Raw genomic sequence first — 24,099 nt, 5'->3', positions numbered from 1 at the left:
CGCTGCGCGGTCGTGGAACGCTCGGCGCGTCACGCGCCCTGCCAGTCGCGGGCGTGGAGCGCCTCGAGGCCCGCGATGGTCGTCTCGAGGATGAACGCGACGTAGCGCTCCTCGCCGTCGTGCTCGTCCTCGTCGATGAAGGGGTCGACGAGGGTCTCGACGATGTGGTCGATCGCCGCGCGGTCGGCGTCGGCGGCGTCGAGCGCGGCACGCATCGCAGCGAGGTCGCGGGGGCCGTCGTCGTCGACGAGGCGCCGGTCGTCGCCCATCGCGACCGCCGAGAGGGCGTTGTTCACGATCGCCGCGTACGCCATGGCCGCGTGGGCGCCGAACCCGGCGCGCTGCAGCACGACGACGCCCTGCTCGACGACGGGCTGCAGCGGGGGCAGCGTGGGGCCGTGCATGAGCAGCCACTTCGCGACGCCGGGGTGGGCGCCGACGAGGCTGCGAGCGGGCAGGATCAACGCACGGAACCAGTCCTGCCAGGGCAGGTCGCGGTCGGGCAGCGTCATGTCGCCGAGCACGCGCTCGACGACGCGACGCACGATGACGTCCTTGCTGCCGACGTGGTGGTAGAGCACGGAGGCTGCGACGTCGAGCCTGCGGGCGAGGTCGCGCACCGACCATCCCAGCAGGTGCGTCCGGCGGGTGAGGGCGACGGCCTCGTCGACCACTCGCTGCGGGGTCAGGCCGACGTGGAAGGGCGCATCCTCGCCGCGCGTCTCGCCGTCCATCGCTGCCAGTCTGGCGCATGCGCGGGCGTCGGCAGGCATCCGCGACGCGCCAGGAGTGCGCGGTGGCGCGTGACCGGGGCACGTCGACGCGATAGCGTGCAATCGAACGTCGTTCTACCACTCCTCGAGAGATGCAGGCTCCATGGCAGCCGAGAGTCCCGTGCGCATTCCCGCACCCGTCGTCGTCGTGCTCGCTGCCGTGCTGCTGTCGGCGTCGGCGCAGATGTCGGTGCAGCCGGCGTCCGCGCCGCTCGCGGTCGAGCTGGGTCTCGCACCGTGGCAGGTGGGCGTCGCGGTCGCGGCATCCGCCGCCATGATGCTCGCCGGGGTGCCCGGGTGGATGCGTCGCGTGCACCGCGTGGGCGCCCGTGGTCCCATGGTCGCCGCGCTCGCGCTCGCCGCAGCGGCGATGGCGGCGTTCGCCTGCCTCGCGATGCTCGGCGCACGAGGACTCGTGGACGGGTGGATCCTCGTCGCGGCGATCCTGCTGCTGCGCGGCGTCGCGCTGGGCGCGTCGCTCGCGGCGATCGTGCCTGCTGCTCGGCTCGTGATCGCGGCGACGCCCGATGCCGCCGCACGCATGCGCGGACTCGCGGGCGTCGCGACCGTGCAGGGCGTCGCGGTCGTGATGGGCGTCGCGCTCGGCGGCTTCCTCTCGGCGTTCGGCGCGCTCGTGCCGTTGCTCGCCGCGCCGCTGATCCTGCTGGTGGCAGCGCTCGTGGTCGGGATCGGCCTGCCGCACCAGGCGACGCTCGCGGCGCCGACGCCCGGACGGGGCGCGCTGTCGATCGATGCCCGCGCGTGGCCGTTCGCGCTCGTGGCGCTCGCCGTGCTCGCGAGCATCGCGTGCGTGCAGCTGGTGCTGGGCTTCGTGCTCGCGGCGCGTCTCGACCTCGACGCCGCGACGACCGGGTTCGCCACGGGCGGCATGCTGCTGGTGGGCAGCCTCGCGGCGGTCGTGGCGCAGTCGCTCCTGTCGCGGGCGTCGCGGCGGCCCGCGCTGCTGGCACGCGGTGGCGCCGTGCTGTTCGTCGTTGCGGTCGTCGGGCTCGTGCCCGCGGCGAACGTCATGACGATCCTCGTCGCGATCGTCGCGGCCGGCATCGGCGCGGGTCTGGCGCTCTCGGGCGTCGCTCGCACGGCGTCCGCTGCTGGCGGGCGCACGTCGGCGCAGCAGGTCATGGGCATCGCGGGCGTGCTCGGCGCCGTCGTGGGGCCCGCGGGCGGCACGCTGCTGCTCGGCGTGTCGACGGCAGCACCGTTCGTGGCGTGCGTCGTCGTGCTCTCGGGCGCGATCGGGCTGGCCTTCGCGCACCCGGCATTCCGCGAGGCGCCGACGCCCGAGCCGATCGCCGGGGCCGCTGCGGCGTGAGCGCCGCGGTGGGCGTCCGCGTGAGCCGCCGACCTGCGACACGGCGGTCATCCGTGCGGTGGTGCCCTCGATAGGATTCGAACCTACGACCTTCTGCTCCGGAGGCAGACGCTCTATCCCCTGAGCTACGAGGGCAGGGGCTGGATCAGGCTAGCACCCGGGGCCGCATCCGCCCTCCACCGACGCCAGACGGCGCCCCACCCCGACGCGAGGAGACGCACACGATGCGCACCCTGCACGCCCAGTTCGCCATGGACGTCGATGGCGAGGCCGACTTCGTGCTGCTCCTGCTGCCGTCCTCCGGCCACGCAGAGGACGAGCGGCTCGAGCTGACCCTCGACGGCGCCGCCGTCGATGCGAAGGAGGTCGAGGGCAGGCACGGCACGCGCGAGCTGCGCTTCGCAGCGGGTCCGGGCAGGCTCTCGTGCACGTTGGACGCCCGCATCGCAGGGCATGCGCCGAGCGCCGACGAGGGCGACGTGCCAGAGCGCTACCTCGCGGCGTCGCGCTACGCCGAGGTGGAGGCGCTGCGCGACTTCGCGTCGGAGCGATTCGGCCGCGCCACCGGCTGGGCCGCCGTCGACGCGATCGTGCGGTACGTCGCCCGCAACCTCGAGTACGACATGTTCCGTTCCGAGCTCGACGACGGCGCGGTCGCGACGCTGCGCAAGCACGGCGGCATGTGCCGCGACTACGCGCACGTCGTCATCGCGCTGTGCAGGGCCGTCGGCATCCCGGCGCGCTACGCGTCGGTGTACGCGCCCGCACTGCAGCCGCCCGACTTCCACGCCGTCGCCGAGGTGCACGTGGACGGCGCGTGGTGGGTCGTCGATGCGACGCACCTGGCGCCGCGAGGCAGCATGGTGCGCATCGCGACGGGCGTCGACGCCGAGGAGACGGCGTGGGCGACGAACTCGCGCGGCTGGGTCACGTTGGACTCCATGGAGGTCTCCGCCCACGACGACGCGCTCGACGAGGGCGCGATCGACGACCCGACGCAGCGCATCCGGCTGTCCTGAGCCCCGACGCGCCCGTGGGCGCCGCCGTCAGCCGAGGTTGGTCGCGACCTGCTCGATGAGCGCGTCGGCGTCGCCGCCGGCCCCCTCGAAGTACTGCGAGGCGACGGCGATGAGCCACTCGCCCTCGACCGACGCGGCGCCCGGCAGGTCGCGGATCGGCGTTCGCGTGCCGTCGTCGGCGCGCAGCACGCCCACGAGCAGCACGTCGCCGCTCGTCACGTGCTGCCACGCGCACACGACTCCGGCGTCGGCGTACTCGTCGAGGTCGGCGGGGATGCCGCCTGCGGGGTTCTCGGTGGCGAGCAGCTCGGGGTTGATGGCGTAGATCTGGTCGGGGGTCACGACGTCGGTGCACGCCAGGTCGAGGTCGCCGCTCACCGGGTCGGTCGTGGGTGCGACGCTCGGCGGCGGCTGGAAGTCCGACGGGCTCGGATCGGGCTCGAGCGCCGGGTCGCTGGGCGTCGCGCTCGGGGCCGGCGTGCTCGAGCCGGAGGGGGAGGGCGAGCTCGGCGCGCTCGGCGCGCTCGGCGCGACCTCGAGCGCGCCCGGCGCGCAGGCGGCGAGCGCGAGCGCGGCGGAGCCTGCGAGGGCGGCGAGGGCGGGGCGAGTCGAGCGCATGCGGCCAGCATAGGATCGGGGGATGCATCCTGCCGCGCTCGCCGACGCCATCCTCACCAGCGTCCAGGCCGTCGTCGGCGACCGAGCGGAGGTCTCGGCAGCCGACATCGTGCTCGAGCGGCCGCGCAGCCGCGAGCACGGCGACTGGACGACGAACGCCGCCATGCGGCTCGCGAAGCGCGTCGGCGTCGCCCCGCGCGAGCTCGCAGTCGAGCTGCAGGAGCGCATCGCGACGATCACGGGCGTCTCGGCGGTCGAGGTGGCGGGCCCCGGCTTCCTCAACCTTCGCCTCGACGCGGCCGCCGCAGGCGAGCTCGCCCGCACGATCGTCGAGGCCGGCGGCGCCTACGGTCGCGGCGACGCGATGCAGGGCATCCCGATGAACCTCGAGTTCGTCTCCGCGAACCCCACGGGGCCGCTGCACCTCGGCGCCGTGCGCTGGGCTGCCGTCGGCGACTCGCTCGCCCGCATCCTCGAGTCGCAGGGTGCCCGCGTGACGCGCGAGTACTACTTCAACGACCACGGTGCGCAGATCGACCGCTTCGCGCGCAGCCTCGTCGCGGCGTGGCGCGGGCTGCCCACGCCGGAGGACGGCTACGGCGGCGCCTACATCGGCGACATCGCGGCGCGCGTCGAGGCCGAGAGCGAGATCGACATGCTCGACCTCGACGACGACGCGCTGCAGGAGCACTTCCGCGCCCACGGCGTGCAGATGATGTTCGGCGAGATCAAGCAGTCGCTCGCCGACTTCGGCGTCGTGTTCGACGTGTTCTTCCACGAGCACGACGTGCAGGCCAACGGCGACGTGGAGCGCGCGATCGAGCGGCTGCGCGAGCGCGGGCACGTCTTCGTCGAGGACGGCGCGACGTGGTTGCGCACCACTGCGCTCGGCGACGACAAGGACCGGGTCGTCGTGCGCTCCAACGGTGCGCCCGCCTACTTCTCCGGCGACCTCGCCTACTACCTCAACAAGCGCGAGCGCGGCTTCGAGCAGTGCTTCATCATGCTCGGCGCCGACCACCACGGCTACGTGGGTCGCATGATGGCGATGTGCGCGGCGTTCGGCGACGAGCCGCACGTCAACCTCGAGCTGCTCATCGGGCAGATGGTGAACCTCGTGCGCGACGGCAAGCCCGTGCGCATGTCGAAGCGCGCGGGCACGATCGTCACGATGGAGGACCTCGTCGAGGTCGTCGGCGTCGACGCTGCCCGCTACTCCCTCGCGCGATCCAGCGTCGACTCGCCGCTCGACATCGACCTCGAGCTGCTGCAGCGGCGCTCGAACGACAACCCCGTGTTCTACGTGCAGTACGCCCACGCACGCACGAGCGCCGTCGACCGCAACGCGGCGGCGGCCGGCGTCGACCGCTCCGCATTCGACGCCTCGACCCTCGACCACCCGTCGGAGTCGGCGCTGCTGGGTGCGCTGGCGGACTTCCCGCGCGTGCTCGCCCAGGCGGCGCAGCTGCGCGAGCCCCACCGCGTCGCGAGGTTCGCAGAGGAGCTCGCGGGCCTCTACCACCGCTGGTACGACGCCTGCCGCGTCGTGCCGGTCGGCGACGAGCCGATCGGCGACGTGAACCGCTCGCGCCTGTGGCTCAACGATGCGACGGGACAGGTGCTGCGCACCGCCCTCGGCCACCTGGGCGTCAGCGCTCCCGAGCGGATGTAGCGCCGTGCCGCGCCGACTCGTCCGCGTCGCCGCGGGACTCGCGGGCGTCGCGGCGCTCGTCGGCGCGGGGATCCTGGCGGACGTGCTCGTGCGCGCAGGCATGGAGCGCATCGCGCGCGAGGAGATCGCGGTCGCGCTGCAGCTCGACGACCCCGACGAGGTCGAGGCGGAGGTCACGGGCGGCAGCGCCATCCTGCAGCTGCTGCTCGGCTCCGTCGACCACGTGTCGATCACGGTGCCCGACCTCGACCTCGGCGTCGCCGACGGCACCTTCCACGCCGAGATCTACGACCTGCCGACGAACATGCTGCAGCCGATCCCGCGCGTGTACTCGTACGTGGCGCTCGACCAGGAGTCGGTCGTGCAGCTGACGGGCGAGTTCGTCGACGTCGAGGTGCGAGACGTGACGCTCGAGCCGCCGACCCTGCGCGTCGAGATCGACGCCGAGCTGCGCGGCCGCATCGTGCCCGTGACGGTCGTCGTCGAGCCGGTGACGCGCGGGTCGCGGATCGTGCTCGTGCCGGAGTCGATCGAGGTGGGGGCCGCTGCGCTGTCGCCGACGGAGTTCGAGGCCCGCTACGGCGTGCCGACGTCGACGCTGTTCGACCAGACGGGGTTCTGCATCGCCGACTCGGTGCCGACGACGATGGAGATCACCGACGTGCGGGTGTCGAACGGCGCGGTCATCCTCGTCTTCGGCATCGAGCAGCGCTCCGTGCTGCAGCTGCAGTCGCCGCTGGGCTCCTGCGTCGGCTGACGCGCGTCATGCGGCGACGCGGCGCGAGGCACCGATCCGGCGCCGGGTAGGCTGGCGTCGTCAGGCTTCAGGGGCCACGCCGGGTCCGCTCGCCTGCTGATCCGAGCGCAGCGCGCTCGCACCGCAGGCGATCCCCACCACCCCACGGACCGACATGACCCACGTCTCCACCGCAGACGCGCTCCAGCCCGCCATCTGGCCGACGAGCGCGCACCGCGTCGACGGCGTCGTGCACGTCGGCGGCGCCGCGCTCGACGCGCTCGCCGCCGAGCACGGCACGCCGCTCATGCTGCTCGACGAGGCAGAGCTGCGCGGCCGGGCCGCGCGCATCCGCGCCGCGTTCCACGCCGTGCTCGACGACCCGATCGTCTACTACGCGGGCAAGGCGCTGCTCACCGCCGACGTCGCCCGCTGGGTGGTCGCGGAGGGGCTCGGCGTCGACGTGTGCTCGGGAGGCGAGCTCGCGCTCGTGCGCGCCGCGGGCGTCGACCCCGCGATCGTCGGGTTCCACGGCTCGAACAAGTCCGAGCGCGAGCTGCGCTCGGCCGTCGCGGCCGGCGTCGGCACGATCGTCGTCGACTCCGAGCTCGAGGTCGACCGGCTCACCCGCATCGCAGCCGAGGCGGGCGTGCGGCAGCGCATCCGCCTGCGCATCAACGTGGGCGTCCACGCCTCGACGCACGAGTTCCTCGCGACAAGCCACGAGGACCAGAAGTTCGGCGTGCCCATCGCAGACGCGCCCGCGATCGTCGCGCGCATCCGCGCCGACGACGTGCTCGAGCTGCGCGGCCTCCACACCCACATCGGCTCGCAGATCTTCGACGGCTCAGGATTCGCGGCCGCCTTCGACCGCATGGTCGCGCTGCACGCGTCGCTGCTGCCAGGCGGCGACCTGCCCGAGCTCAACGTCGGCGGCGGCTTCGGCATCGCGTACACGGAGGCCGACGATCCGCAGCCGATCGAGCAGATCGCCGCATCGTTCGCCGAGGCGCTGCGCGCGGCGTGCGCCCGCGAGGGCGTCGCGATGCCGCGCGTCGCGATCGAGCCCGGGCGCTCCATCGCGGGCCCCGCAGGCGTGACCGTCTACCGCGTCGGCACCGTCAAGCGCATGGACCTCGCCGACGGCGAGCGGGTCTACGTCTCGGTCGACGGCGGCATGAGCGACAACCCGAGGCACGTGCTCTACGGCGCGCAGTACACGGCGCGCATCGTGGACAGGTCGTCGGATGCGGATGCCGTGCGCGCTCGCGTCGTCGGGCTGCACTGCGAGTCGGGCGACATCGTCGTCGACGAGGTGCGGCTGCCCGGCGACGTCGGGCCCGGCGATCTGCTCGCCGTGCCCGCGACGGGCGCGTACTGCGCGAGCCTCGCCTCGAACTACAACATGACGCCGCGTCCGCCGATCGTGGCCGTCGCAGACGGCGCATCGCGCGTGCTCGTGCGTCGCGAGACCATCGACGACCTGCTCGCACGCGATGCGGGCCTTGGAGGAACCCCATGACCGCCTACCGCAGCCTCAAGGTCGCGTTGCTCGGAGCCGGCAGCGTCGGCTCGCAGGTCGCTCGGCTGCTGCTCGAGCACGCCGACGAGCTCGCCGCCCGTGCGGGAGCGGGCCTCGAGCTCGTCGGCATCGGCGTCCGCGACGTCGACGCGCAGCGCGACGTGCAGCTGCCGCGCGAGCTGCTCACCACCGACCTCGCACGCCTCGCCGCATCCGCCGACATCGTCGTCGAGCTGCTCGGCGGCATCGAGCCTGCTCGCTCGCTCGTGCTCGACGCGCTCAACTCGGGCGCCGACGTCGTCACGGCGAACAAGGCGCTCGTGGCGGCGCACGGGCCCGAGCTGTTCGACGCGGCCGAGCGCGTCGGCGGGCAGCTGGCGTTCGAGGCGGCCGTCGGCGGTGCGATCCCCATCATCCGCCCGCTCGAGGCGAGCCTCGCGGGCGACCGCATCACCCGCGTCATGGGCATCGTCAACGGCACGACGAACTACATCCTCGACCTCATGCACCGCGAGGGCGCGACGATGCAGGATGCGCTCGCCGAGGCGACGCGCCTCGGCTACGCCGAGGCCGACCCCACCGCCGACGTCGAGGGCTTCGACGCCGCGTCGAAGGCGACGATCCTCGCGTCGCTCGCGTTCCACACGACCGTGCCCGTCGAGCAGGTGCACCGCGAGGGCATCACGGGCATCACCGACGCCGTCGTGCAGCAGGCGGAGCGCGACGGTCGCGTCGTGAAGCTGCTCGCGATCTGCGAGCGCCTCGCAGGCCCGGACGGCGACCGCGTGTCGGCGCGCGTGCACCCCGCGCTCATCCCGGGCGACCACCCGCTCGCAGCCGTGCACGAGGCGAAGAACGCCATCTTCGTCACGGCGGAGGCCGCTGGCGACCTCATGTTCTACGGCGCCGGCGCCGGCGGCCCCGAGACGGCGAGCGCCGTGCTCGGCGACCTCGTCTCCATCGCCCGCCGCCACGTCATCGGCGGCCCTGGGCTCGCGGTGTCGAGCCACGCGAGACTGCCGATCGCACCGTTCGACGACGTGCCCACGCGGTACCAGCTGCGCCTCGAGGTCGCCGACCGGCCCGGCGTGCTCGCGGCGATCGCGACGGTGCTCAGCACGCACGACGTGTCGATCGAGGCCATCGAGCAGCATGTGGCCGATGGGCCGACGGCTAGCCTGGTGCTCGGCACCCACGCCGCGCCCGAAGGGCGGCTGCAGCGGGTCGTCGAGGCGCTGCGGTCGCATGAGGACGTCGCGAGCGTGGAGCACGTCATCCGCATCGAGGCGCAGGCCTGAGCGGGGGAGAGGGACGCATGGCACAGCAGTGGCGCGGAGTGATCCGCGAGTACGCAGACCGACTCGACGTGACGGCGTCGACGCCGATCGTGACGCTCGGCGAGGGCGGCACGCCGCTCATCGAGGCGTCGCACCTGTCGGCACGGGTCGACGCGCGCGTCTTCGTGAAGTTCGAGGGCATGAACCCCACGGGCTCCTTCAAGGACCGCGGCATGACGATGGCGGTGACGAAGGCCGTCGAGCAGGGCGCGAAGGCCATCGCGTGCGCCTCGACGGGCAACACGTCGGCGTCGGCGGCGGCGTACGCGGCGCACGCGGGCATCACGGCCGCAGTGCTGGTGCCGGACGGCAAGATCGCGATGGGCAAGCTCGCGCAGTCGGTCGTGCACGGCGCGCGCCTGCTGCAGGTGCAGGGCAACTTCGACGACTGCCTCGAGATCACGAAGGAGCTCTCGGAGCACTACCCCGTGCACCTCGTGAACTCCGTCAACGACGACCGCATCGAGGGGCAGAAGACGGCGGCGTTCGAGATCGTCGACGTGCTGGGCGACGCGCCCGACCTGCACCTCATCCCCGTCGGCAACGCTGGCAACATCACGGCGTACTGGCGTGGCTACACGCAGGCGGCGCAGCGCGGCGACACGACGCGCACGCCGCGCATGCTCGGCTTCCAGGCGCTCGGCTCGGCGCCGATCGTCCGCGGCGAGGTCGTGCGCGAGCCCGACACCGTCGCGACGGCGATCCGCATCGGCAACCCCGCATCGTGGGAGCAGGCCCTCGCCGTGCGCGACGAGTCGAACGGCGGCTTCTGGGCGATCGACGACGAGCGCATCCTCGCGGCGCAGCGACTGCTCGCCCGCGAGGAGGGCATCTTCGTGGAGCCCGCGTCGGCCATCAGCCTCGCCGGCCTGCTCGAGCGGCACGCGGCCGGCGAGGTGCCGAAGGGCTCCACGGTCGTGCTCACCGTCACGGGCCACGGCCTGAAGGACGCGCAGTGGGGCCTCAAGGGCGACGACGGTCAGGACGCCTCGCCGCAGGTCGTGCGCGCCGAGACGAGCGAGGTCGCGAGCCTGCTGGGGCTCGCGTGAGCCTCGTCGGCCGTCGCGTGCGCGTGCGCGTGCCGGCGACGAGCGCGAACCTGGGCCCCGGGTTCGACACGCTCGGCCTCGCCCTCAACGTGCACGACGAGCTCGAGGTCGAGGCCACCGCCTCCGGCATCGCGATCACCGTCGAGGGCGTGGGAGCCGGAGAGGTGCCCACCGACGAGACGCATCTCGTCGCCCGTGCGGCGCTGCACGCGTTCGATCGTCTCGGCGTCGCGGCCCCCGGCCTGCGCATCCACGCCCGCAACGCCATCCCGCACTCGCGCGGCATGGGCTCGTCGGGTGCGGCGATCGTGTCGGGCGTGCTCGCCGCCGTCGGACTGATCGGCGACGACGTCGAGGTCGACGACGCCACGGTGCTGCGCCTGGCCACCGAGCTCGAGGGGCATCCGGACAACGTGGCGCCCGCGATCTTCGGCGGCCTCACCATCGCGTGGGTCGACGACGACGGCCCCCACCACACCGAGCTCGCCGTGCACCGCGGCGTCTCGCTGCTCGTCGCCGTGCCGGAGGAGCGCATGTCGACGTCGCTCGCGCGCAGCCTGCAGCCTGCGGACGTGCCGCACGCCGACGCGGTCTTCAACCTCTCTCGTGCCGCGCTGCTCATCGCAGCGCTCACGCAAACCCCGAACCTGCTGCACGCCGCGACCGAGGACCGTCTCCACCAGCGCTACCGCGCCTCGGCGATGCCGGCGACGTCGCGGCTCGTCGCCGACCTGCGCGAGGCCGGGCACGCCGCCGTCGTGTCGGGCGCGGGCCCCAGCGTGCTCGTGCTCTCGAGCGATCCCGAGCAGCGGCTCGCGGCGGCCGAGGTCGTCGCGGCGCAGCCCGATGGATGGGACGCGCTGCTGCTGGCCGTGGACATCAAGGGTGGTACAGTCGAGGTCGACCCCCGCTAGTCCCGGCCACGATCCGTGTCCGCTCGCGGGGGGATCACGAGACTCCAGTCGCAGCACCGCCCATCGCCGGCGATGTCCTCTCGAACGCCGCGCGACGGTGCCGCGCATCCCCAGGTCGTGCATCCACGGCCGGTTCCCCCGGAAAGGGAGACGATGACCAACGAGACCCCCGCAGTCGACGCTGCCGCAGCAGAGGCCGCGACGGCCGCGCAGCAGGCCGACGCAGCACCCGCACCCGTCACGAAGGCACGCCGCTCGCGGCGTGCGCAGAGTGCGGCAGCGGCCCCCGACGCAGCGACGCTCGACCTGCCGACCGCCGCCGAGGCGCCCGCAGCCGAGCCCGCGCCCGCGCAGTCCGAGGAGGCGCCGGCTGCGAGCGAGGACGCTCCCGTCGAGCCGCCCAAGCGCAAGCGCGCGCCGCGCAAGAAGAAGGAGCCGGTGGCCGTCGAGGCCGCCGCCGAGGCCGAGGCACCCGCTGCCGAGGCCCCCGCTGCCGAGACCGATGAGGCCGAGGCTTCCGCTGCCGAGGCGCCTGCTGCCGAGGCGGCGCAGGCCGAGGCAGCGCAGGCCGAGGCGCCCGCGGCCGTCGAGGACGCGCCGGCCGAGCAGGTCGCCGAGACCTCCGAGGCGCCCGTCGAGTCGGCGAAGACCGACGAGCAGCGTGCGGAGGAGGGCGAGGCGAAGGCCGACGCGCCCACCAAGGCAGACGGCTCCGACGACGCATCCGGCGAGCAGCGTCCCGCTCGCCGTCGCCGCGGCCGCGGCAAGGGCGCGGACCGCGCAGACGAGCAGCAGCCCGCCCAGGACGGCCAGCAGCAGGGCGGACGCCAGCAGCAGCAGTCGCAGCAGCAGCCGAACGACGACGACGCTGCCGAGGGCGGCCGTCGCGGCCGTGGGCGGGGCAACCGCCAGAACGGCCAGGACGCGAACCGTCAGAACGGCGGCGACGGCAACGGTCGCCAGAACGGCGGCGACGGCAACCGTCAGCAGGGCCAGGACTCGAACCGCCAGGACGGCGACGGCAACGGCAGCGGCCGTGGTGGCCGCGGCGGCGACGTCGAGCTCGAGACCTCGCGCCGCAACCGCACGCGCGACCGCCGACGCGGCTCGGGCGCCGGCCGCGGCGACGACCTCGAGCCCGAGATCCTCGAGGACGACGTCCTGCTGCCCGTCGCGGGCATCCTCGACGTGCTCGAGAACTACGCGTTCGTGCGCACCTCCGGCTACCTGCCCGGCCCGACCGACGTCTACGTCTCGCTCGGTCAGGTCCGCAAGCACGGCCTGCGCAAGGGCGACGCCGTCGTCGGCGCCATCAAGCAGCCCCGCGAGGGCGAGCAGCAGGCAGGCCAGGGTCGGCAGAAGTTCAACGCGCTCGTGCGCGTCGACTCGGTCAACGGCCAGTCCGCAGAGGAGGCGACGGACCGTCAGGAGTTCGCGAACCTCACGCCGCTGTACGCGCAGGACCGCCTGCGCCTCGAGACGGTGCCCGGCAAGCTCTCGACGCGCGTCATCGACCTCGTCGCGCCCATCGGCAAGGGTCAGCGCGGCCTCATCGTCTCGCCGCCCAAGGCGGGCAAGACGCTCGTGATGCAGGCGATCGCGAACGCGATCGCCGAGAACAACCCCGAGGTCCACCTCATGATCGTCCTCGTCGACGAGCGCCCCGAGGAGGTCACCGACTTCCAGCGCACCGTCAAGGGCGAGGTCATCGCGTCGACGTTCGACCGTCCGGCCGAGGACCACACGACCCTCGCCGAGCTCGCGATCGAGCGCGCGAAGCGTCTCGTCGAGCTCGGCAAGGACGTCGTGGTGCTGCTCGACGGCATCACGCGCCTCGGTCGTGCCTACAACCTGTCCACGCCCGCGTCGGGTCGCATCCTCTCCGGCGGCGTCGACTCGAGCGCGCTGTACCCGCCGAAGCGCTTCTTCGGCGCAGCGCGCAACATCGAGCACGGCGGCTCGCTCACGATCCTCGCGACGGCGCTCGTCGAGACGGGCTCGAAGATGGACGAGGTCATCTTCGAGGAGTTCAAGGGCACCGGCAACATGGAGCTGCGGCTGTCGCGCCACCTCGCCGACAAGCGCATCTTCCCCGCCGTCGACGTCAACGCCTCCGGCACGCGTCGTGAGGAGATGCTGCTGGGCACCGAGGAGACGAAGGTCATGTGGAAGCTGCGTCGCGCGCTCGCGGGCCTCGACCCGCAGCAGGCGACGGAGCTCGTGCTCAAGAACCTCAAGGACACCCAGTCGAACGTCGAGTTCCTCATGAAGGTCTCGAAGTCGACGCCGGGCGGCGAGCAGGTCTGACCCCGTGTTCGAGTCGGTCGCAGCGCTCCTGACGGAGCACGCGGACCTCGAGCACGAGCTCGCGGATCCCGCGCTGCATGCGGATGCGGGGCGCGCGAAGCGCGTCAACCGCCGCTATGCGGAGCTCAGCCAGGTCAAGGCCGCGCACGAGCGGTGGACGGCGGCGAGGGAGGACCTCGCCGCCGCCCGCGAGCTCGCTCGCGAGGACGAGGCGTTCGCCGACGAGGTGCCGACGCTCGAGCAGGCCGCGTACGAGGCTGAGGAGCGCCTGCGGCGACTCCTGATCCCGCGCGACCCCGACGACGGCCGCGACGTCATCATGGAGATCAAGGGCGGCGAGGGCGGCGAGGAGTCGGCGCTCTTCGCGGCCGACCTGCTGCGCATGTACGAGCACTACGCCACGGCGCGCGGCTGGAAGACCGAGATGCTCGAGTCGACCGCGAGCGACATGGGCGGCTTCAAGGACGTGCAGGTCGCGATCAAGGGCTCGTCGAACGATCCTGCGCAAGGCGTGTGGGCGTCGCTGAAGTACGAGGGCGGGGTGCACCGCGTGCAGCGCGTGCCCGCGACCGAGTCGCAGGGCCGCATCCACACGTCGACGACGGGCGTGCTGGTGTTCCCGGAGGTCGATGCGCCCGAGGAGGTGCAGATCGACCCGAACGACCTGAAGATCGACGTCTTCCGATCGTCCGGACCCGGCGGTCAGTCGGTGAACACGACCGACTCGGCCGTGCGCATCACGCACCTGCCGACCGGCATCGTCGTGTCGATGCAGAACGAGAAGTCGCAGCTGCAGAACCGCGAGGCCGGCATGCGCGTGCTGCGCGCGCGCATCCTCGCGAAGCAGCAGGAGGAGATCGACGCCGCCGCCTCCGACGCGCGTCGCTCGCAGATCCGCGGCATGGATCGCTCCGAGCGCATCCGCACGTACAACTTCCCCGAGAACCGCATCGCCGACCACCGCACGGGGTTCAAGGCCTACAACCTCGACACCGTGATGGACGGCGCGCTGCAGGCCGTCATCGACTCGTGCATCACCGCCGACGAGGAGGCGCGGCTCGCGGCCCTCGCCGACGAGTCCTGACCCACCACTACCGCTCGCCGACCTCCGGTGCCATCCTGGTGCCGACGAGGAGGTCGGCATGCCCGAGCACGATGCGGGTCATCTGCGGTCGGCGCCCGACTCCGAGGCGGCCTCGGCGCTCCTGGCCGAGGATCTCGACGACCTCGGCTACGTCATGCGCGCGACGCGCGTGTGGGCGCACGCCCCCGAGCTGCACGCGAGCTGGTCGAGCGCGGTGGCGGAGGCGGCCTCGGCCGCCGGGCTCGGGTTCCGCGACAAGGGCGTGCTGATCGCCGCGACCGCGAGCGAGATGGGCGATGCCTACTGTGCGCTCGCGTGGGGTGCGCGGCTCGCGTCCTCGGCCGGCGACGACGTCGCCGTCGCGGTGCTGGAGGGCGATCGCGCCGCGCTCGACGATCGCGACCGCGCGCTCGCCACGTGGGCGCGTCGCGTCGTGCACGATCCCAACGGCACGACGCCCGACGACGTCGCGGCGCTGCGCACCGCAGGCCTCGACGATCGGCAGATCCTGGCGGCGACGGTGTACGTCGCGCTCCGTCAGGCCTTCTCCACCGTGAACGACGCGCTCGGTGCCGCTCCCGACCTGCGCCTCGCCGCGGAGGCGCCCGCGACAGTGCGCGACGCGGTGCGATGGGGCAGGACGCCCACCTGACGCGCGCTCGCGCCCGCTGCCTGGGCGTCGGCTGAGCGCTGCCAGGATCGCATTCCTTCGCTATCCTGGGTGCAACGCCGACGCAGGCGTGCGGACGAGGGCGCAGTACCCGCACAGCGACAAGACTGACCACTCTGGAGGTCTGTCATGGACTGGGTCATCCTCGTCGTCTCTGGGCTGCTGGAGGCCGTCTGGGCCACCGCGCTGTCACGCACGAAGGGCTTCACGCGCTGGAGGCCGACCGTCGTCTTCGGCCTCGCGCTCGTGGCGAGCATGGTCGGGCTCGCCGTCGCGATGCTCACGATCCCCACGGGCACCGCGTACGCGGTGTGGGTGGGCATCGGCGCCGTCACGACCGCGGCGTGGGCGATGGTCACGAAGGCGGAGCGGGCGACGGTGACGCGCGTCGTGCTGCTCGCGGTGCTCGTCGGCTGCGTCGTCGGCCTCAAGGTGGTGGCGTAGCCATGGCGTGGATCGTGCTCGTCGTCTCCGCCGTGCTCGAGGCGGTCTGGGCCACGGCGCTCGGCGCGTCGGAGGGCTTCACGCGGCCGGTCGAGTCGGTCGTGTTCGTGGTCGGCTGCGTCCTGTCGATGATCGGTCTCGAGCGGGCCGCGCGGTCGATCCCGATCGCGACCGCCTACGCGGTGTGGGTGGGGCTCGGCGCCGCCCTCACGGTCGGGTGGGCGATCGCCACCGGCTCGCAGCCGTTCTCCTGGTGGACGGTGCTGTTCGTCGTCGGCATCGTCGGCAGCGTCATCGGGCTCAAGGTGACGGCGCCGAAGGGTGCTGCCGCGCCGTCGGACGCCGCGGCGTAGCTCGTCGCGGTGGTGCGTGCCCCTCGAGGCTCGCTGCGCTCGCACCTCGGGGAGCGGGGTGCGCTCGCTGCGCTCGCACCTCGGGGAGCGGGATGGAGTGCCCGAACGTTCACCTTCGGCTCGGCGTGCGTTCACCGAGGCCCCATACCGTATGTGCGGACGCGCGACCGCACCCATGGATTTCGCGTCCGGTTGTAGATACTCTCCATCGTGAGAGGTCGTTCGACGAGGAGAGACCATGCAGGCATCGAGCAGGCGCGCACTGCGCGCGACGGCAGGACTGGCACTGGCGGGCGTCGCGCTCGCAGGATGCGCGAGCGGCGGCGAGGGTGAGGGCGGCGACGCGGGCGGACCGCTCATCGTCTACACGAACTCGAACGGCGACGGGCGCGGCGAGTGGCTCACCGAGCAGGCCGCCGAGAACGGCTTCGAGATCGAGATCGTCGGGCTCGGCGGCGCCGACCTCACGAACCGCATCGTCGCCGAGGCGAACAACCCCGTCGGCGACGTCGTCTTCGGCCTCAACACCATGTTCTTCGAGACGCTCAAGGCGGAGGAGGCCATCACGGCCTACGAGCCGTCGTGGTCGGGCGAGGTGCCGGAGGACGCGGGCGACCCCGTCGACGGCGCGTACTGGCCGCTCGTCGACCAGGCGATCGTCACCGTGTACGACGCGAACGCCGTCACCGACGCGCCCGAGGACGTCAGCGACCTGTGGAGCTCCGAGTACGAGGGGCAGTACGAGGTGAACACCGCGCTCGGCGAGGCCACGCCGCAGCTCGTCGTCGCCGGCATCCTCGCGCCCTACGCCGATGACGACGGCGAGGTCTCCGACGAGGGCTGGGAGGCCGTCGACGCCTACTTCGCCAACGGCAGCCCCGCCGTCGAGGGCACCGACCTGTACGCGCGGTTCGAGCAGGACGACGTCTCGTACGGCGTGCTGCCCTCGGGTGGCATCCTGGCGCGCGACGCCGAGTACGGCACCGAGACGGCGATCGTGCCGAACGCCGATGGCGTGCCGTTCGTCACCGAGCAGATCGGCGTCATCGCCGGCACGCAGCGCGAGGAGCAGGCGCAGGAGTTCATCGACTGGTTCGGCAGCGCCGAGGTGCAGGGCGCCTTCGCGCAGGAGTTCAACGCGCTGCCGGTCAACGAGATCGCGCTCGAGCAGGCGAACCCCGAGATCGTCGAGCTCGTCGGCTCCGTCGAGCGCGCCGACATCGACTACGCCCTCGTGCGCGAGCACATCGGCGAGTGGGTCGAGCGCATCGAGCTCGAGTACCTGCCCTGACCGAGTCCGAAGGCGCGCTCGCGCGCTCTCTGACGCCGCCGCAGCAGGCAGGCGTCCGGAAGCGCGCGGAGCGCGCGTCGACGGTCGGCAGCGCCGACCAGGAGGAGCACCGCATGATCCGCTTCGATGGCGTCAGGGTCGCGTTCGGCGACCACGTCGCGCTGCACGGGCTCGACCTCGAGATCGCCGAGGGCGAGTTCTGCACCCTGCTGGGCCCCTCCGGGTGCGGCAAGACGACGGCGCTGCGCGCCCTCGCAGGCTTCGTCGAGCCGACGGCGGGCAGCGTGCACGTCGCCGGCCGCGACGTGACGCGCGTGCCGAGCGAGCAGCGCGGCGTCGGCATGGTGTTCCAGAGCTACGCGCTGTTCCCGAGCATGACCGTGCGCGACAACATCGCGTTCGGGCTCGCGGTGCAGCGCGTGTCGAAGGCCGAGCAGCGCGAGCGCGTCGACCGCGCAGCCGAGCAGGTGGGGCTGAAGCCCGAACAGCTCGGCCGCGGCGTCTCCGAGCTCTCGGGCGGTCAGCAGCAGCGCGTCGCGATCGCCCGCGCGCTCGTGCTCGAGCCGAGCATCCTGCTGCTCGACGAGCCGCTGTCGAACCTCGACGCGAAGCTGCGCGTGCAGCTGCGCGGCGAGCTGCAGCGCCTCCAGCGCGAGGTCGGCATCACGACGGTCTACGTCACGCACGACCAGGAGGAGGCCCTTGCCCTCAGCGACCGCATCGCGGTGCTGTCGGAGGGCAGGCTCGAGCAGCTGGACACGCCGCGCGAGATCTACGAGCAGCCGGCGAGCGCGTTCGTGTGCGACTTCGTCGGCGAGGCGACGCGCCTCACGCCGCAGCAGCGCACCGCGCTCGCACCTGACGCCCTCGCGGGCGACCTCGACGCGTGGGTGCGCCCTGAGCACGTCGCCATCACCGACTCCGGCGGCGTCGAGGGCGTCGTGCGCGAGCACGCCTACCGCGGCGCCGCGACGCTGCTCGAGCTCGAGCTCGCAGGCTCGGTGCTGCGGGTCGAGTCGGCGAGCGCCGCCGCAGCGGGCCTGACGCTCGGCGACACCGTGCGCGTCGTGCTCGACGCCGAGCGCGTGCATCGCTTCCCGGTCGCGGCATGAGCACCGCCGAGCGGGCCGCGGAGCCTCGCACCCCCGTCGACGCGGGCCTCGCGCCCAAGCCGCCGACGCGACGACCGCGCGGTGCGACGGCGCGCATGCTGCGCTCGCCGCTGGGCATCGGCGTCGTCATGGTCACGCTGTGGTTCTCGGTCGCGTTCCTCGTGATGCCGAACGTCACGCTGCTGCAGGCGACGTTCGCACCCGACGGCGAGCTGTCGCTCTCGGCGATCGAGCGCCTCCTCTCGAGCGAGCGTGCCCTGCGCTCGCTCGGCAACAGCGTGCTGCTCGCCGCGACGCTCGCCGTGACCGTCAACGTCGTCGGCATCTTCATCGTCCTCGTCACCGGCTGGTTCAAGATGCGCGCGAGACGCGTGCTGTGGCTCGGCTACGCGACGACGTTCATCTACGGCGGCATCGTGCTCGCCACCGGCTACGCCTTCATCTACGGCAGGTACGGCTTCCTCACGAACGCGATCGCGAACGTGTGGCCCCAGATGGATCGCGACTGGTTCTCGGGCTTCATGGCCGTCGTGCTCGTCATGACGTTCGCGACCACCACGAACCACATGCTCTTCCTGTCGTCGGCGCTCGCGAAGATCGACCACCAGTCGATCGAGGCCGCACGGCTCATGGGGGCGTCGAACTGGACCATCCTGCGTCGCATCGTGCTGCCGACGCTGCGACCGATGATCTTCGCCGTCACCGTGCTCGTGTTCCTCACCGGCCTCGGCGCGCTCACGGCGCCGCTCGTGCTCGGCGGCCAGGACTTCCAGACCGTCGCGCCCATGATCCTGTCGTTCTCGCGCACCACCACCTCGCGCGACGTCGCCGCGCTCCTGGCGATCCTGCTGGGGCTCGCGACGATCGTGCTGCTCGCGATCCTCAACCGCGTCGAGCGCGGCGGCACCTACTTCGCGGTCGCGAAGGTCGCGTCGCCGCTCGAGCCGCAGGCCTTCCGCACCCGCTGGGGCTCGATCGCGATGCACGTCGCCGCCTGGGCGCTGTGGGCCGTGTACGTGTTCCCCGTGCTGTGCGCCGTGCTGTTCTCGTTCGCAGACTCCCGCGCCGTGCAGGGCGGCTCGATCGGGCTCGGCGACCTCACGATCGAGCACTGGGTCACGGTGCTCACGCAGCCGGACGCGCTCTCGCCGTTCGTCGTCTCCGTCGTGTACTCGGCCGTCGCGTCGATCGCCGTCGTGCTCGGCCTCGTGCTCGTCTCCCGAGCCCTCACCACCTGGCGCGGCCGACTCTCGAGCGTCATCGAGTACGTGCTCCACATCCCGTGGATCCTGCCGACGATCCTCATCGCCCTCGGCCTCGTCATCACGTTCGACCGGCCGCAGTGGATCGTCGGCGGCCAGGTGCTGCAGGGCACGTTCCTCATCCTCGGCATCGCATACGTCATCGTGAAGATCCCCTTCACGCTGCGACTGCTGAAGGCGGCGTTCGCCGCGGTGCCCGACGAGCTCGAGGATGCCGCGCGCATCCTCGGCGCCGGGCAGCTCACGACCATCCGCCGCGTCGTGATCCCGATCATCGCGCCCACGATGGCTGCCGTCACGGCCCTCAACTTCACGAGCCTCGTCGACGACTACGATGCCGCCGTGTTCCTCTACCACCCGCTCGCGGAGCCGTTGGGCATCGCGATCCGACGAGCGACCGAGGGGGAGGCGAACGTGCAGGCCATGTCGATCACGTTCGTCTACACCGTCCTGCTCATGATCGTGCAGGGCTTCGTGCTCTGGCTCGTCTACGGGCGAGGGCTGCGCAGGCGTCGTGGCTGAGCGGCAGCTGCAGGTCACGGTCGAGGACGTCGCGCGCGAGGCGGGCGTCTCGCGCTCGACGGCGACGCGGGCGCTGCGCGGGCACGGGCGCATCGCCGAGGCCACGCGGACGCGCGTCGAGGAGGTCGCCGCCGCGCTCGGCTACGTGCCGAACCTCGCCGCCGCCGACCTCGCCGCAGGCGGCACGGGCGTCGTGGGCCTCATGCTGCGCGATGCCGCGAACCCCGTCTTCGGCGCGCTCTTCTCGCGCATCGAGGTCGCTGCCCGCGATGCCGACCTCGAGCTCGTCACCGTCACGATCGGCGCCGACCCCGGCGGCGAGCAGCAGGTGCAGGCGCTGCGTCGACTGCTGGGGATGCGCGTGGCAGGACTCCTCGTCGCCACCGGCGGCGTCGCCTCCCACCGGCTCGAGCCGTTCGCGAGCGAGGTGCCCATCGTGCGCGTCGGCCGCGACGAGCCGAGCGAGCGCATCCACGCCGAGGCGTACGACGAGGGCTGGCACGGCACGGTGCTCGCAGCGCGGGTGCGCGAGCTCGGCCACGAGCGCGTCGTCGTGCTCGGTGCGGGCGCCGCGACGTCGTACGGCGAGCACGAGCGCGCCGAGGCGCTGCTGGCTGGCCTCGGCTCGGCGCGCGTCGACCGCATCGAGACGGGCGCCGAGCCCGACGACGGCGTGGCCGACGCGCTCGCCGCCGTCGACGACGGCGCGACCGCCGTGCTGTGCGCCTCCGACACGCGCCAGCTCGCGGTCATGCGCGGCCTCGCGGGCCGCGTGCGCGACTGCTCGACGACCGGGTGGGACGGCATGCTGCCCGGCGTCGACCTGCTCGGCCTCACGACGGTGCGCGTGCCCGTCGAGACCGCCGCCGACGCGGCGGTCGCCCGACTGTCGGCGCTGCTGGACGGCGACGTCGACCTGCCCATCCATCGGCGGTGGCGCGGCGAGCTGCTGCCCGGCCGAACCCTGCGACCCGTGGAGCACGCATGATCACGACCGAGTTCCCCGCGCCGAGCGTCGTGCTCGCGCACCTCACCGACCTCCACGTCACCGGTGACGGTGCGCCGTTGTACGGCAGCGTCGACTCGGCCGCCGCGCTCGCCTCGGCCATCGAGCGGCTCGAGGCCTCCGGGGTGCAGCCGCACGCCATCGTGCTCTCCGGCGACCTCGCCGACCGCGGAGAGCCGGGTGCCTACGACCGCATCCGCGACCTCGTCGTGCCGGCCGCCGAGCGCATGGGCGCCACGCTCGTCGTCGCCACGGGCAACCACGACGACCGCAGCGCGCTGCGACGGCACCTGCTCGCCGACGACTCCGAGCCCGCAGATCGGCCGATCCGCTCCGTGCACCACGTGCGGGGGCTGCGCATCGTCGTGATCGACTCGAGCGTGCCAGGCAGCCACTGGGGCGCCGTCGACGACGCGCAGCTCGCGTGGCTCGCCGACGAGCTGCGCACGCCCGCTCCGCTCGGCACGATCCTCGTGCTGCACCACCCGCCGGCGCCGACGCTGCTCGACCTCGCGCTCACCGTCGAGCTGCGCGGGCAGGACCGCCTCGCCGCCGCGCTCGTCGGCACCGACGTGCGCGCCATCCTCAGCGGCCACGTGCACCATGCGGTGTCGACGACCTTCGCGGGCATCCCCGTGCACGCCGCGAGCGGCCTCGCCTACACGCAGGACCTCCTCGCGGCCGGCGGCGGCACGCGCGGGCAGGACGGCGAGCAGGCGCTCGCGCTCGTGCACGTGCTGCCCGAGACCGTCGTGCACGCCGTCGCCCCGCTGCGGCGGCACGCGTCGGTGGGGGAGCGCGTCGAGCAGGCGGAGGTCGACAGGCGGCTCGCCGCGCAGGGCATCGTGCGCCGCGAGGCCTGAGCAGGTCGCGCCCGAAGGAGGTCGCACGTCTGCGGCCTCGCGAGGCGCGGCCGGCGGTCAGTCGGCGACGATCCAGCCGAACGCGTCCGCGCCGCTGCGCGCACCCGCCTGCGACCGGGCACGGTCGGGCTCGTCGAGGGTGCCGGTGAGCTCCTCGCCGAGGCGCACGAGCTCGCCGAACGACGCAGGGGTCGCCCATGCGGGGCGCAGGCCGAACGCGAGATCCTCGGTGGCGGTGTTGCCGGAGGCGCCCGGCGCGAACGGGCAGCCGCCGAGGCCCCCCAGCGCGCCGTCGACGACCGTCGCACCCCCGTCGACGGCAGCGAGCGCGTTGGCGACGCCGTTGCCCCACGTGTCGTGGCCGTGGAACACGACGCCGAGCCCCGGCCGCAGCCGTGCGGCCTCGGCGATGCGTCGACGCACCTCGCCGGGATGCGCCTGGCCGAGCGTGTCGGCGATCACGACGTCGACGGCACCGTCGGTGCGCGGATCGTCGACGATCGACAGCACGCGCTCGAGCGCGACCTCTCCCTCGAACGGGCACGTGAACGCCGTCGCGACGCACAGCTGCACCGTGCCGCCCACGGCCTGCGCCGCGGCGATCGCGTCGGGGAACGCCGCGACCGACGCCTCCGCATCGCGCCCGACGTTCGCACGGTTGTGGCTGTCGGATGCCGACAGGCAGTACTGGAATCGCCGCACGCCCGCCGCGGCTGCCCGCTCCACGTGCCTGGGCGTCGCGACCCACACCCATGCTCGGTCGCGCTCGGCCTCGTCGAGCGCCGCGACGACGTCGAGCGTGTCGGCGAGCGTCGGCACGAGGTCGGGCCTCGCCATCGACCCCACCTCGACGTGCTCGACGCCGAGCGCGAGCAGCTCGCGCACCAGGTGCACCTTGCGCTCGGTCGGCAGGGGCCGCCCCACGAGCTGCAGCCCGTCGCGCAGCGTGACGTCTCGGATCTGCACTGCCTGGGTCATCGCATCCGCTCCTCGTAGTCGGCGACGCGATCGTCGCTCCATCCCAGCGCTCGCAGCACCTCGCCCGTGTGGGCTCCGAGGTCCGGGCCCGCGTGCCGGATGGGCAGCGACCGCGCGCCCAGCACGGGCACGACGCCGGGGAAGGCCGTGCCTGGCAGCGACCGCTCGCCGTCGTCGACGTCGAGGTGCTGGATCATGTCGCGTGCCGCGAGCTGCTCGTCGGCGCACAGATCCTCGGCCGTCGCGATGAGGCCGGAGGGCACGCCGGCGGCGTCGAGCACGGAGAGGGCGTCGTCGCTGGCGAGCGCCGCGGCCCACGCGCCGATCGCGTCGTCGAGGGCGTCCCGCGCCGCCCAGCGGCCGTCGTTCGTCTGCAGCGCAGGGTCGGCGGCGAGGTCCTCGCGGCCGATCGCGCGCATGTAGCGCTGGTAGATGCCGTCGCCGTTGCCCGCGACGACGATGCTGCGGCCATCGGCGCACAGGTACGCGTTCGACGGCGCGATGCCCTCCATGCGCCCACCCGTGCGCTCGCGACGCACCCCGTAGGCCGACCACTCGGGCACGAGCGACTCGGTGACCGACAGCATCGCCTCGTTGAGGGCGACGTCGATCGTGCGGCGGTCGATCGCCAGATGCGCCTCGCCGCGGGCGGCGCGCGTCGTCTCGCGCTCGAGCAGCGCCATGACCGCGCCGAACGCGCCGTACAGGCCCGCGATCGTGTCGCCGATCGACACTCCCGTGCGACTCGGCGCCCTGCCGGGCTCGCCGACGAGCTCGCGGAACCCGCCCGCCGCCTCCGCGACGGCCGCGAAGCCGGGCCTGGGAGCGAGCGGCCCCGTCTGCCCGAACGCCGAGATGCGCACGACCACGAGGTCGGGGTTCGCTGCCTCGAGCGCCGCGGCGTCGAGCCCCCACCGCTCGAGCGTGCCCGGTCGGAAGTTCTCGAGCAGCACGTCCGAGCCGCGCACGAGGTCGAGCACGAGATCGCGCCCCTCCTCGGTGCGCAGGTCGGCGACGATCGAGCGCTTCGACCGGTTGATCGTGCGGTGCAGCATCGACGTCGTGCCGGAGCGCAGCCGCCAGCGCCGCAGCTCGTCGCCCGTGCGCGGCCGCTCGACCTTCACGACGTCGGCGCCGAAGTCGGCCAGCAGCCTGCCCGTGGTGGGCGCGGCGATGTAGTTGCCGAGCTCGACGACCCGCACGCCCGCGAGCGGCCCCATCGCGCCATGCATCC

Annotated in this window: 22 protein-coding genes, 1 tRNA gene and 1 riboswitch; of the genes, 18 read left to right on the top strand and 5 right to left on the bottom strand. The window is 73.1% G+C overall.

Annotation, left to right across the window (positions count from 1 at the left end):
* Positions 1-29: 29 nt before the first annotated feature.
* Positions 30-734 (bottom strand): TetR/AcrR family transcriptional regulator, encoded by a 705-nt coding sequence (locus ACZ6H8_RS02135; protein ID WP_464143894.1) that lies wholly within the window; start codon positions 732-734, stop codon positions 30-32.
* A 142-nt stretch (positions 735-876) separates the two neighbouring features.
* On the opposite strand from ACZ6H8_RS02135, the gene ACZ6H8_RS02130 reads away from it, so the two are divergent.
* Entirely contained in the window at positions 877-2,106 is a 1,230-nt protein-coding gene (locus tag ACZ6H8_RS02130; RefSeq protein WP_464143892.1) for an MFS transporter, read from the top strand.
* A 59-nt stretch (positions 2,107-2,165) separates the two neighbouring features.
* On the opposite strand, the gene ACZ6H8_RS02125 is transcribed toward ACZ6H8_RS02130, so the two are convergent.
* Positions 2,166-2,241 (bottom strand) — tRNA-Arg (locus ACZ6H8_RS02125).
* 89 nt (positions 2,242-2,330) lie between these two features.
* Here ACZ6H8_RS02125 and ACZ6H8_RS02120 point away from each other — a divergent pair.
* Complete coding sequence (locus ACZ6H8_RS02120; RefSeq protein ID WP_464143890.1) at positions 2,331-3,125, top strand: transglutaminase-like domain-containing protein; 795 nt, start codon at positions 2,331-2,333, stop codon at positions 3,123-3,125.
* Positions 3,126-3,152: 27 nt separating this feature from the next.
* Here ACZ6H8_RS02120 and ACZ6H8_RS02115 read toward each other — a convergent pair whose 3' ends face one another.
* On the bottom strand, positions 3,153-3,743 hold the full coding sequence (locus tag ACZ6H8_RS02115) for a hypothetical protein (protein ID WP_464143888.1): 591 nt from the start codon (positions 3,741-3,743) through the stop codon (positions 3,153-3,155).
* Between the two features lie 22 nt (positions 3,744-3,765).
* On the opposite strand from ACZ6H8_RS02115, the gene argS reads away from it, so the two are divergent.
* From argS to ACZ6H8_RS02035, 16 genes are all read left to right on the top strand, one after another.
* Positions 3,766-5,415 (top strand): arginine--tRNA ligase, encoded by a 1,650-nt coding sequence (gene argS, locus ACZ6H8_RS02110; protein ID WP_464143885.1) that lies wholly within the window; start codon positions 3,766-3,768, stop codon positions 5,413-5,415.
* A gap of 4 nt (positions 5,416-5,419) precedes the next feature.
* Entirely contained in the window at positions 5,420-6,172 is a 753-nt protein-coding gene (locus tag ACZ6H8_RS02105) for an LmeA family phospholipid-binding protein (protein WP_464143882.1), read from the top strand.
* 154 nt (positions 6,173-6,326) lie between these two features.
* Positions 6,327-7,673 (top strand): diaminopimelate decarboxylase, encoded by a 1,347-nt coding sequence (lysA, locus tag ACZ6H8_RS02100; protein ID WP_464143880.1) that lies wholly within the window; start codon positions 6,327-6,329, stop codon positions 7,671-7,673.
* Complete coding sequence (locus ACZ6H8_RS02095) at positions 7,670-8,971, top strand: homoserine dehydrogenase (RefSeq protein WP_464143877.1); 1,302 nt, start codon at positions 7,670-7,672, stop codon at positions 8,969-8,971. Before lysA ends, ACZ6H8_RS02095 begins: the two co-directional genes overlap by 4 nt.
* Positions 8,972-8,988: 17 nt before the next feature.
* Positions 8,989-10,059, top strand: coding sequence for a threonine synthase (gene thrC / locus ACZ6H8_RS02090; protein WP_464143874.1), 1,071 nt, complete (start codon positions 8,989-8,991; stop codon positions 10,057-10,059).
* Entirely contained in the window at positions 10,056-10,973 is a 918-nt protein-coding gene (thrB, locus tag ACZ6H8_RS02085) for a homoserine kinase (RefSeq protein WP_464143872.1), read from the top strand. The genes thrC and thrB overlap by 4 nt, the downstream gene beginning before the upstream one ends.
* A gap of 153 nt (positions 10,974-11,126) precedes the next feature.
* Positions 11,127-13,280: a transcription termination factor Rho gene (gene rho / locus ACZ6H8_RS02080; protein ID WP_464143870.1), complete on the top strand. Its 2,154-nt coding sequence runs from the start codon at positions 11,127-11,129 to the stop codon at positions 13,278-13,280.
* 4 nt (positions 13,281-13,284) lie between these two features.
* Positions 13,285-14,364 (top strand): peptide chain release factor 1, encoded by a 1,080-nt coding sequence (prfA, locus tag ACZ6H8_RS02075; protein ID WP_464143867.1) that lies wholly within the window; start codon positions 13,285-13,287, stop codon positions 14,362-14,364.
* Between the two features lie 58 nt (positions 14,365-14,422).
* Positions 14,423-15,016 carry a carboxymuconolactone decarboxylase family protein gene (locus ACZ6H8_RS02070; protein WP_464143864.1) on the top strand — a complete coding sequence of 198 codons (594 nt, stop codon included), beginning with the start codon at positions 14,423-14,425 and terminating at the stop codon, positions 15,014-15,016.
* Positions 15,017-15,085: 69 nt separating this feature from the next.
* A riboswitch (guanidine-III (ykkC-III) riboswitch) is annotated at positions 15,086-15,150 on the top strand.
* A gap of 13 nt (positions 15,151-15,163) precedes the next feature.
* Complete coding sequence (locus ACZ6H8_RS02065; RefSeq protein ID WP_464143863.1) at positions 15,164-15,478, top strand: DMT family transporter; 315 nt, start codon at positions 15,164-15,166, stop codon at positions 15,476-15,478.
* 2 nt (positions 15,479-15,480) lie between these two features.
* On the top strand, positions 15,481-15,831 hold the full coding sequence (locus ACZ6H8_RS02060; RefSeq protein WP_464143861.1) for a DMT family transporter: 351 nt from the start codon (positions 15,481-15,483) through the stop codon (positions 15,829-15,831).
* A 238-nt stretch (positions 15,832-16,069) separates the two neighbouring features.
* A complete protein-coding gene (locus tag ACZ6H8_RS02055) occupies positions 16,070-17,122 on the top strand; it encodes an extracellular solute-binding protein (RefSeq protein ID WP_464143859.1) in 1,053 nt (350 codons plus the stop codon).
* A gap of 113 nt (positions 17,123-17,235) precedes the next feature.
* Complete coding sequence (locus ACZ6H8_RS02050) at positions 17,236-18,234, top strand: ABC transporter ATP-binding protein (RefSeq protein WP_464143857.1); 999 nt, start codon at positions 17,236-17,238, stop codon at positions 18,232-18,234.
* Positions 18,231-20,018, top strand: a complete 1,788-nt coding sequence (locus tag ACZ6H8_RS02045; protein ID WP_464143855.1) for an ABC transporter permease — start codon at positions 18,231-18,233, stop codon at positions 20,016-20,018. The genes ACZ6H8_RS02050 and ACZ6H8_RS02045 overlap by 4 nt, the downstream gene beginning before the upstream one ends.
* Positions 20,011-21,006 carry a LacI family DNA-binding transcriptional regulator gene (locus tag ACZ6H8_RS02040; RefSeq protein ID WP_464143854.1) on the top strand — a complete coding sequence of 332 codons (996 nt, stop codon included), beginning with the start codon at positions 20,011-20,013 and terminating at the stop codon, positions 21,004-21,006. The genes ACZ6H8_RS02045 and ACZ6H8_RS02040 overlap by 8 nt, the downstream gene beginning before the upstream one ends.
* A complete protein-coding gene (locus ACZ6H8_RS02035; RefSeq protein ID WP_464143852.1) occupies positions 21,003-21,887 on the top strand; it encodes a metallophosphoesterase in 885 nt (294 codons plus the stop codon). The genes ACZ6H8_RS02040 and ACZ6H8_RS02035 overlap by 4 nt, the downstream gene beginning before the upstream one ends.
* Positions 21,888-21,944: 57 nt before the next feature.
* Here the strand turns inward: ACZ6H8_RS02035 and ACZ6H8_RS02030 are convergent, their stop codons facing one another.
* Both ACZ6H8_RS02030 and ACZ6H8_RS02025 read right to left on the bottom strand, forming a co-directional pair.
* A complete protein-coding gene (locus ACZ6H8_RS02030) occupies positions 21,945-22,865 on the bottom strand; it encodes a beta/alpha barrel domain-containing protein (protein WP_464143851.1) in 921 nt (306 codons plus the stop codon).
* Positions 22,862-24,097, bottom strand: coding sequence for a CaiB/BaiF CoA transferase family protein (locus ACZ6H8_RS02025; protein WP_464143998.1), 1,236 nt, complete (start codon positions 24,095-24,097; stop codon positions 22,862-22,864). Before ACZ6H8_RS02025 ends, ACZ6H8_RS02030 begins: the two co-directional genes overlap by 4 nt.
* Between the last annotated feature and the right edge of the window lie 2 nt (positions 24,098-24,099).

Source organism: Agrococcus sp. AC640b (genome assembly GCF_979255995.1).
This window is presented reverse-complemented; position numbering and strand designations above follow the sequence as displayed.

What these genes read in the sequence shown, in the direction of transcription:
- ACZ6H8_RS02135 (WP_464143894.1), bottom strand. Translation starts at nt 734, where the DNA reads ATGGACGGCGAGACGCGCGGCGAGGATGCGCCCTTCCACGTCGGCCTG.
- ACZ6H8_RS02130 (WP_464143892.1), top strand. Translation starts at nt 877, where the DNA reads ATGGCAGCCGAGAGTCCCGTGCGCATTCCCGCACCCGTCGTCGTCGTG.
- ACZ6H8_RS02120 (WP_464143890.1), top strand. Translation starts at nt 2,331, where the DNA reads ATGCGCACCCTGCACGCCCAGTTCGCCATGGACGTCGATGGCGAGGCC.
- ACZ6H8_RS02115 (WP_464143888.1), bottom strand. Translation starts at nt 3,743, where the DNA reads ATGCGCTCGACTCGCCCCGCCCTCGCCGCCCTCGCAGGCTCCGCCGCG.
- argS (WP_464143885.1), top strand. Translation starts at nt 3,766, where the DNA reads ATGCATCCTGCCGCGCTCGCCGACGCCATCCTCACCAGCGTCCAGGCC.
- lysA (WP_464143880.1), top strand. Translation starts at nt 6,327, where the DNA reads ATGACCCACGTCTCCACCGCAGACGCGCTCCAGCCCGCCATCTGGCCG.
- ACZ6H8_RS02095 (WP_464143877.1), top strand. Translation starts at nt 7,670, where the DNA reads ATGACCGCCTACCGCAGCCTCAAGGTCGCGTTGCTCGGAGCCGGCAGC.
- thrC (WP_464143874.1), top strand. Translation starts at nt 8,989, where the DNA reads ATGGCACAGCAGTGGCGCGGAGTGATCCGCGAGTACGCAGACCGACTC.
- rho (WP_464143870.1), top strand. Translation starts at nt 11,127, where the DNA reads ATGACCAACGAGACCCCCGCAGTCGACGCTGCCGCAGCAGAGGCCGCG.
- ACZ6H8_RS02070 (WP_464143864.1), top strand. Translation starts at nt 14,423, where the DNA reads ATGCCCGAGCACGATGCGGGTCATCTGCGGTCGGCGCCCGACTCCGAG.
- ACZ6H8_RS02065 (WP_464143863.1), top strand. Translation starts at nt 15,164, where the DNA reads ATGGACTGGGTCATCCTCGTCGTCTCTGGGCTGCTGGAGGCCGTCTGG.
- ACZ6H8_RS02060 (WP_464143861.1), top strand. Translation starts at nt 15,481, where the DNA reads ATGGCGTGGATCGTGCTCGTCGTCTCCGCCGTGCTCGAGGCGGTCTGG.
- ACZ6H8_RS02055 (WP_464143859.1), top strand. Translation starts at nt 16,070, where the DNA reads ATGCAGGCATCGAGCAGGCGCGCACTGCGCGCGACGGCAGGACTGGCA.
- ACZ6H8_RS02050 (WP_464143857.1), top strand. Translation starts at nt 17,236, where the DNA reads ATGATCCGCTTCGATGGCGTCAGGGTCGCGTTCGGCGACCACGTCGCG.
- ACZ6H8_RS02045 (WP_464143855.1), top strand. Translation starts at nt 18,231, where the DNA reads ATGAGCACCGCCGAGCGGGCCGCGGAGCCTCGCACCCCCGTCGACGCG.
- ACZ6H8_RS02035 (WP_464143852.1), top strand. Translation starts at nt 21,003, where the DNA reads ATGATCACGACCGAGTTCCCCGCGCCGAGCGTCGTGCTCGCGCACCTC.
- ACZ6H8_RS02030 (WP_464143851.1), bottom strand. Translation starts at nt 22,865, where the DNA reads ATGACCCAGGCAGTGCAGATCCGAGACGTCACGCTGCGCGACGGGCTG.
- ACZ6H8_RS02025 (WP_464143998.1), bottom strand. Translation starts at nt 24,097, where the DNA reads ATGCATGGCGCGATGGGGCCGCTCGCGGGCGTGCGGGTCGTCGAGCTC.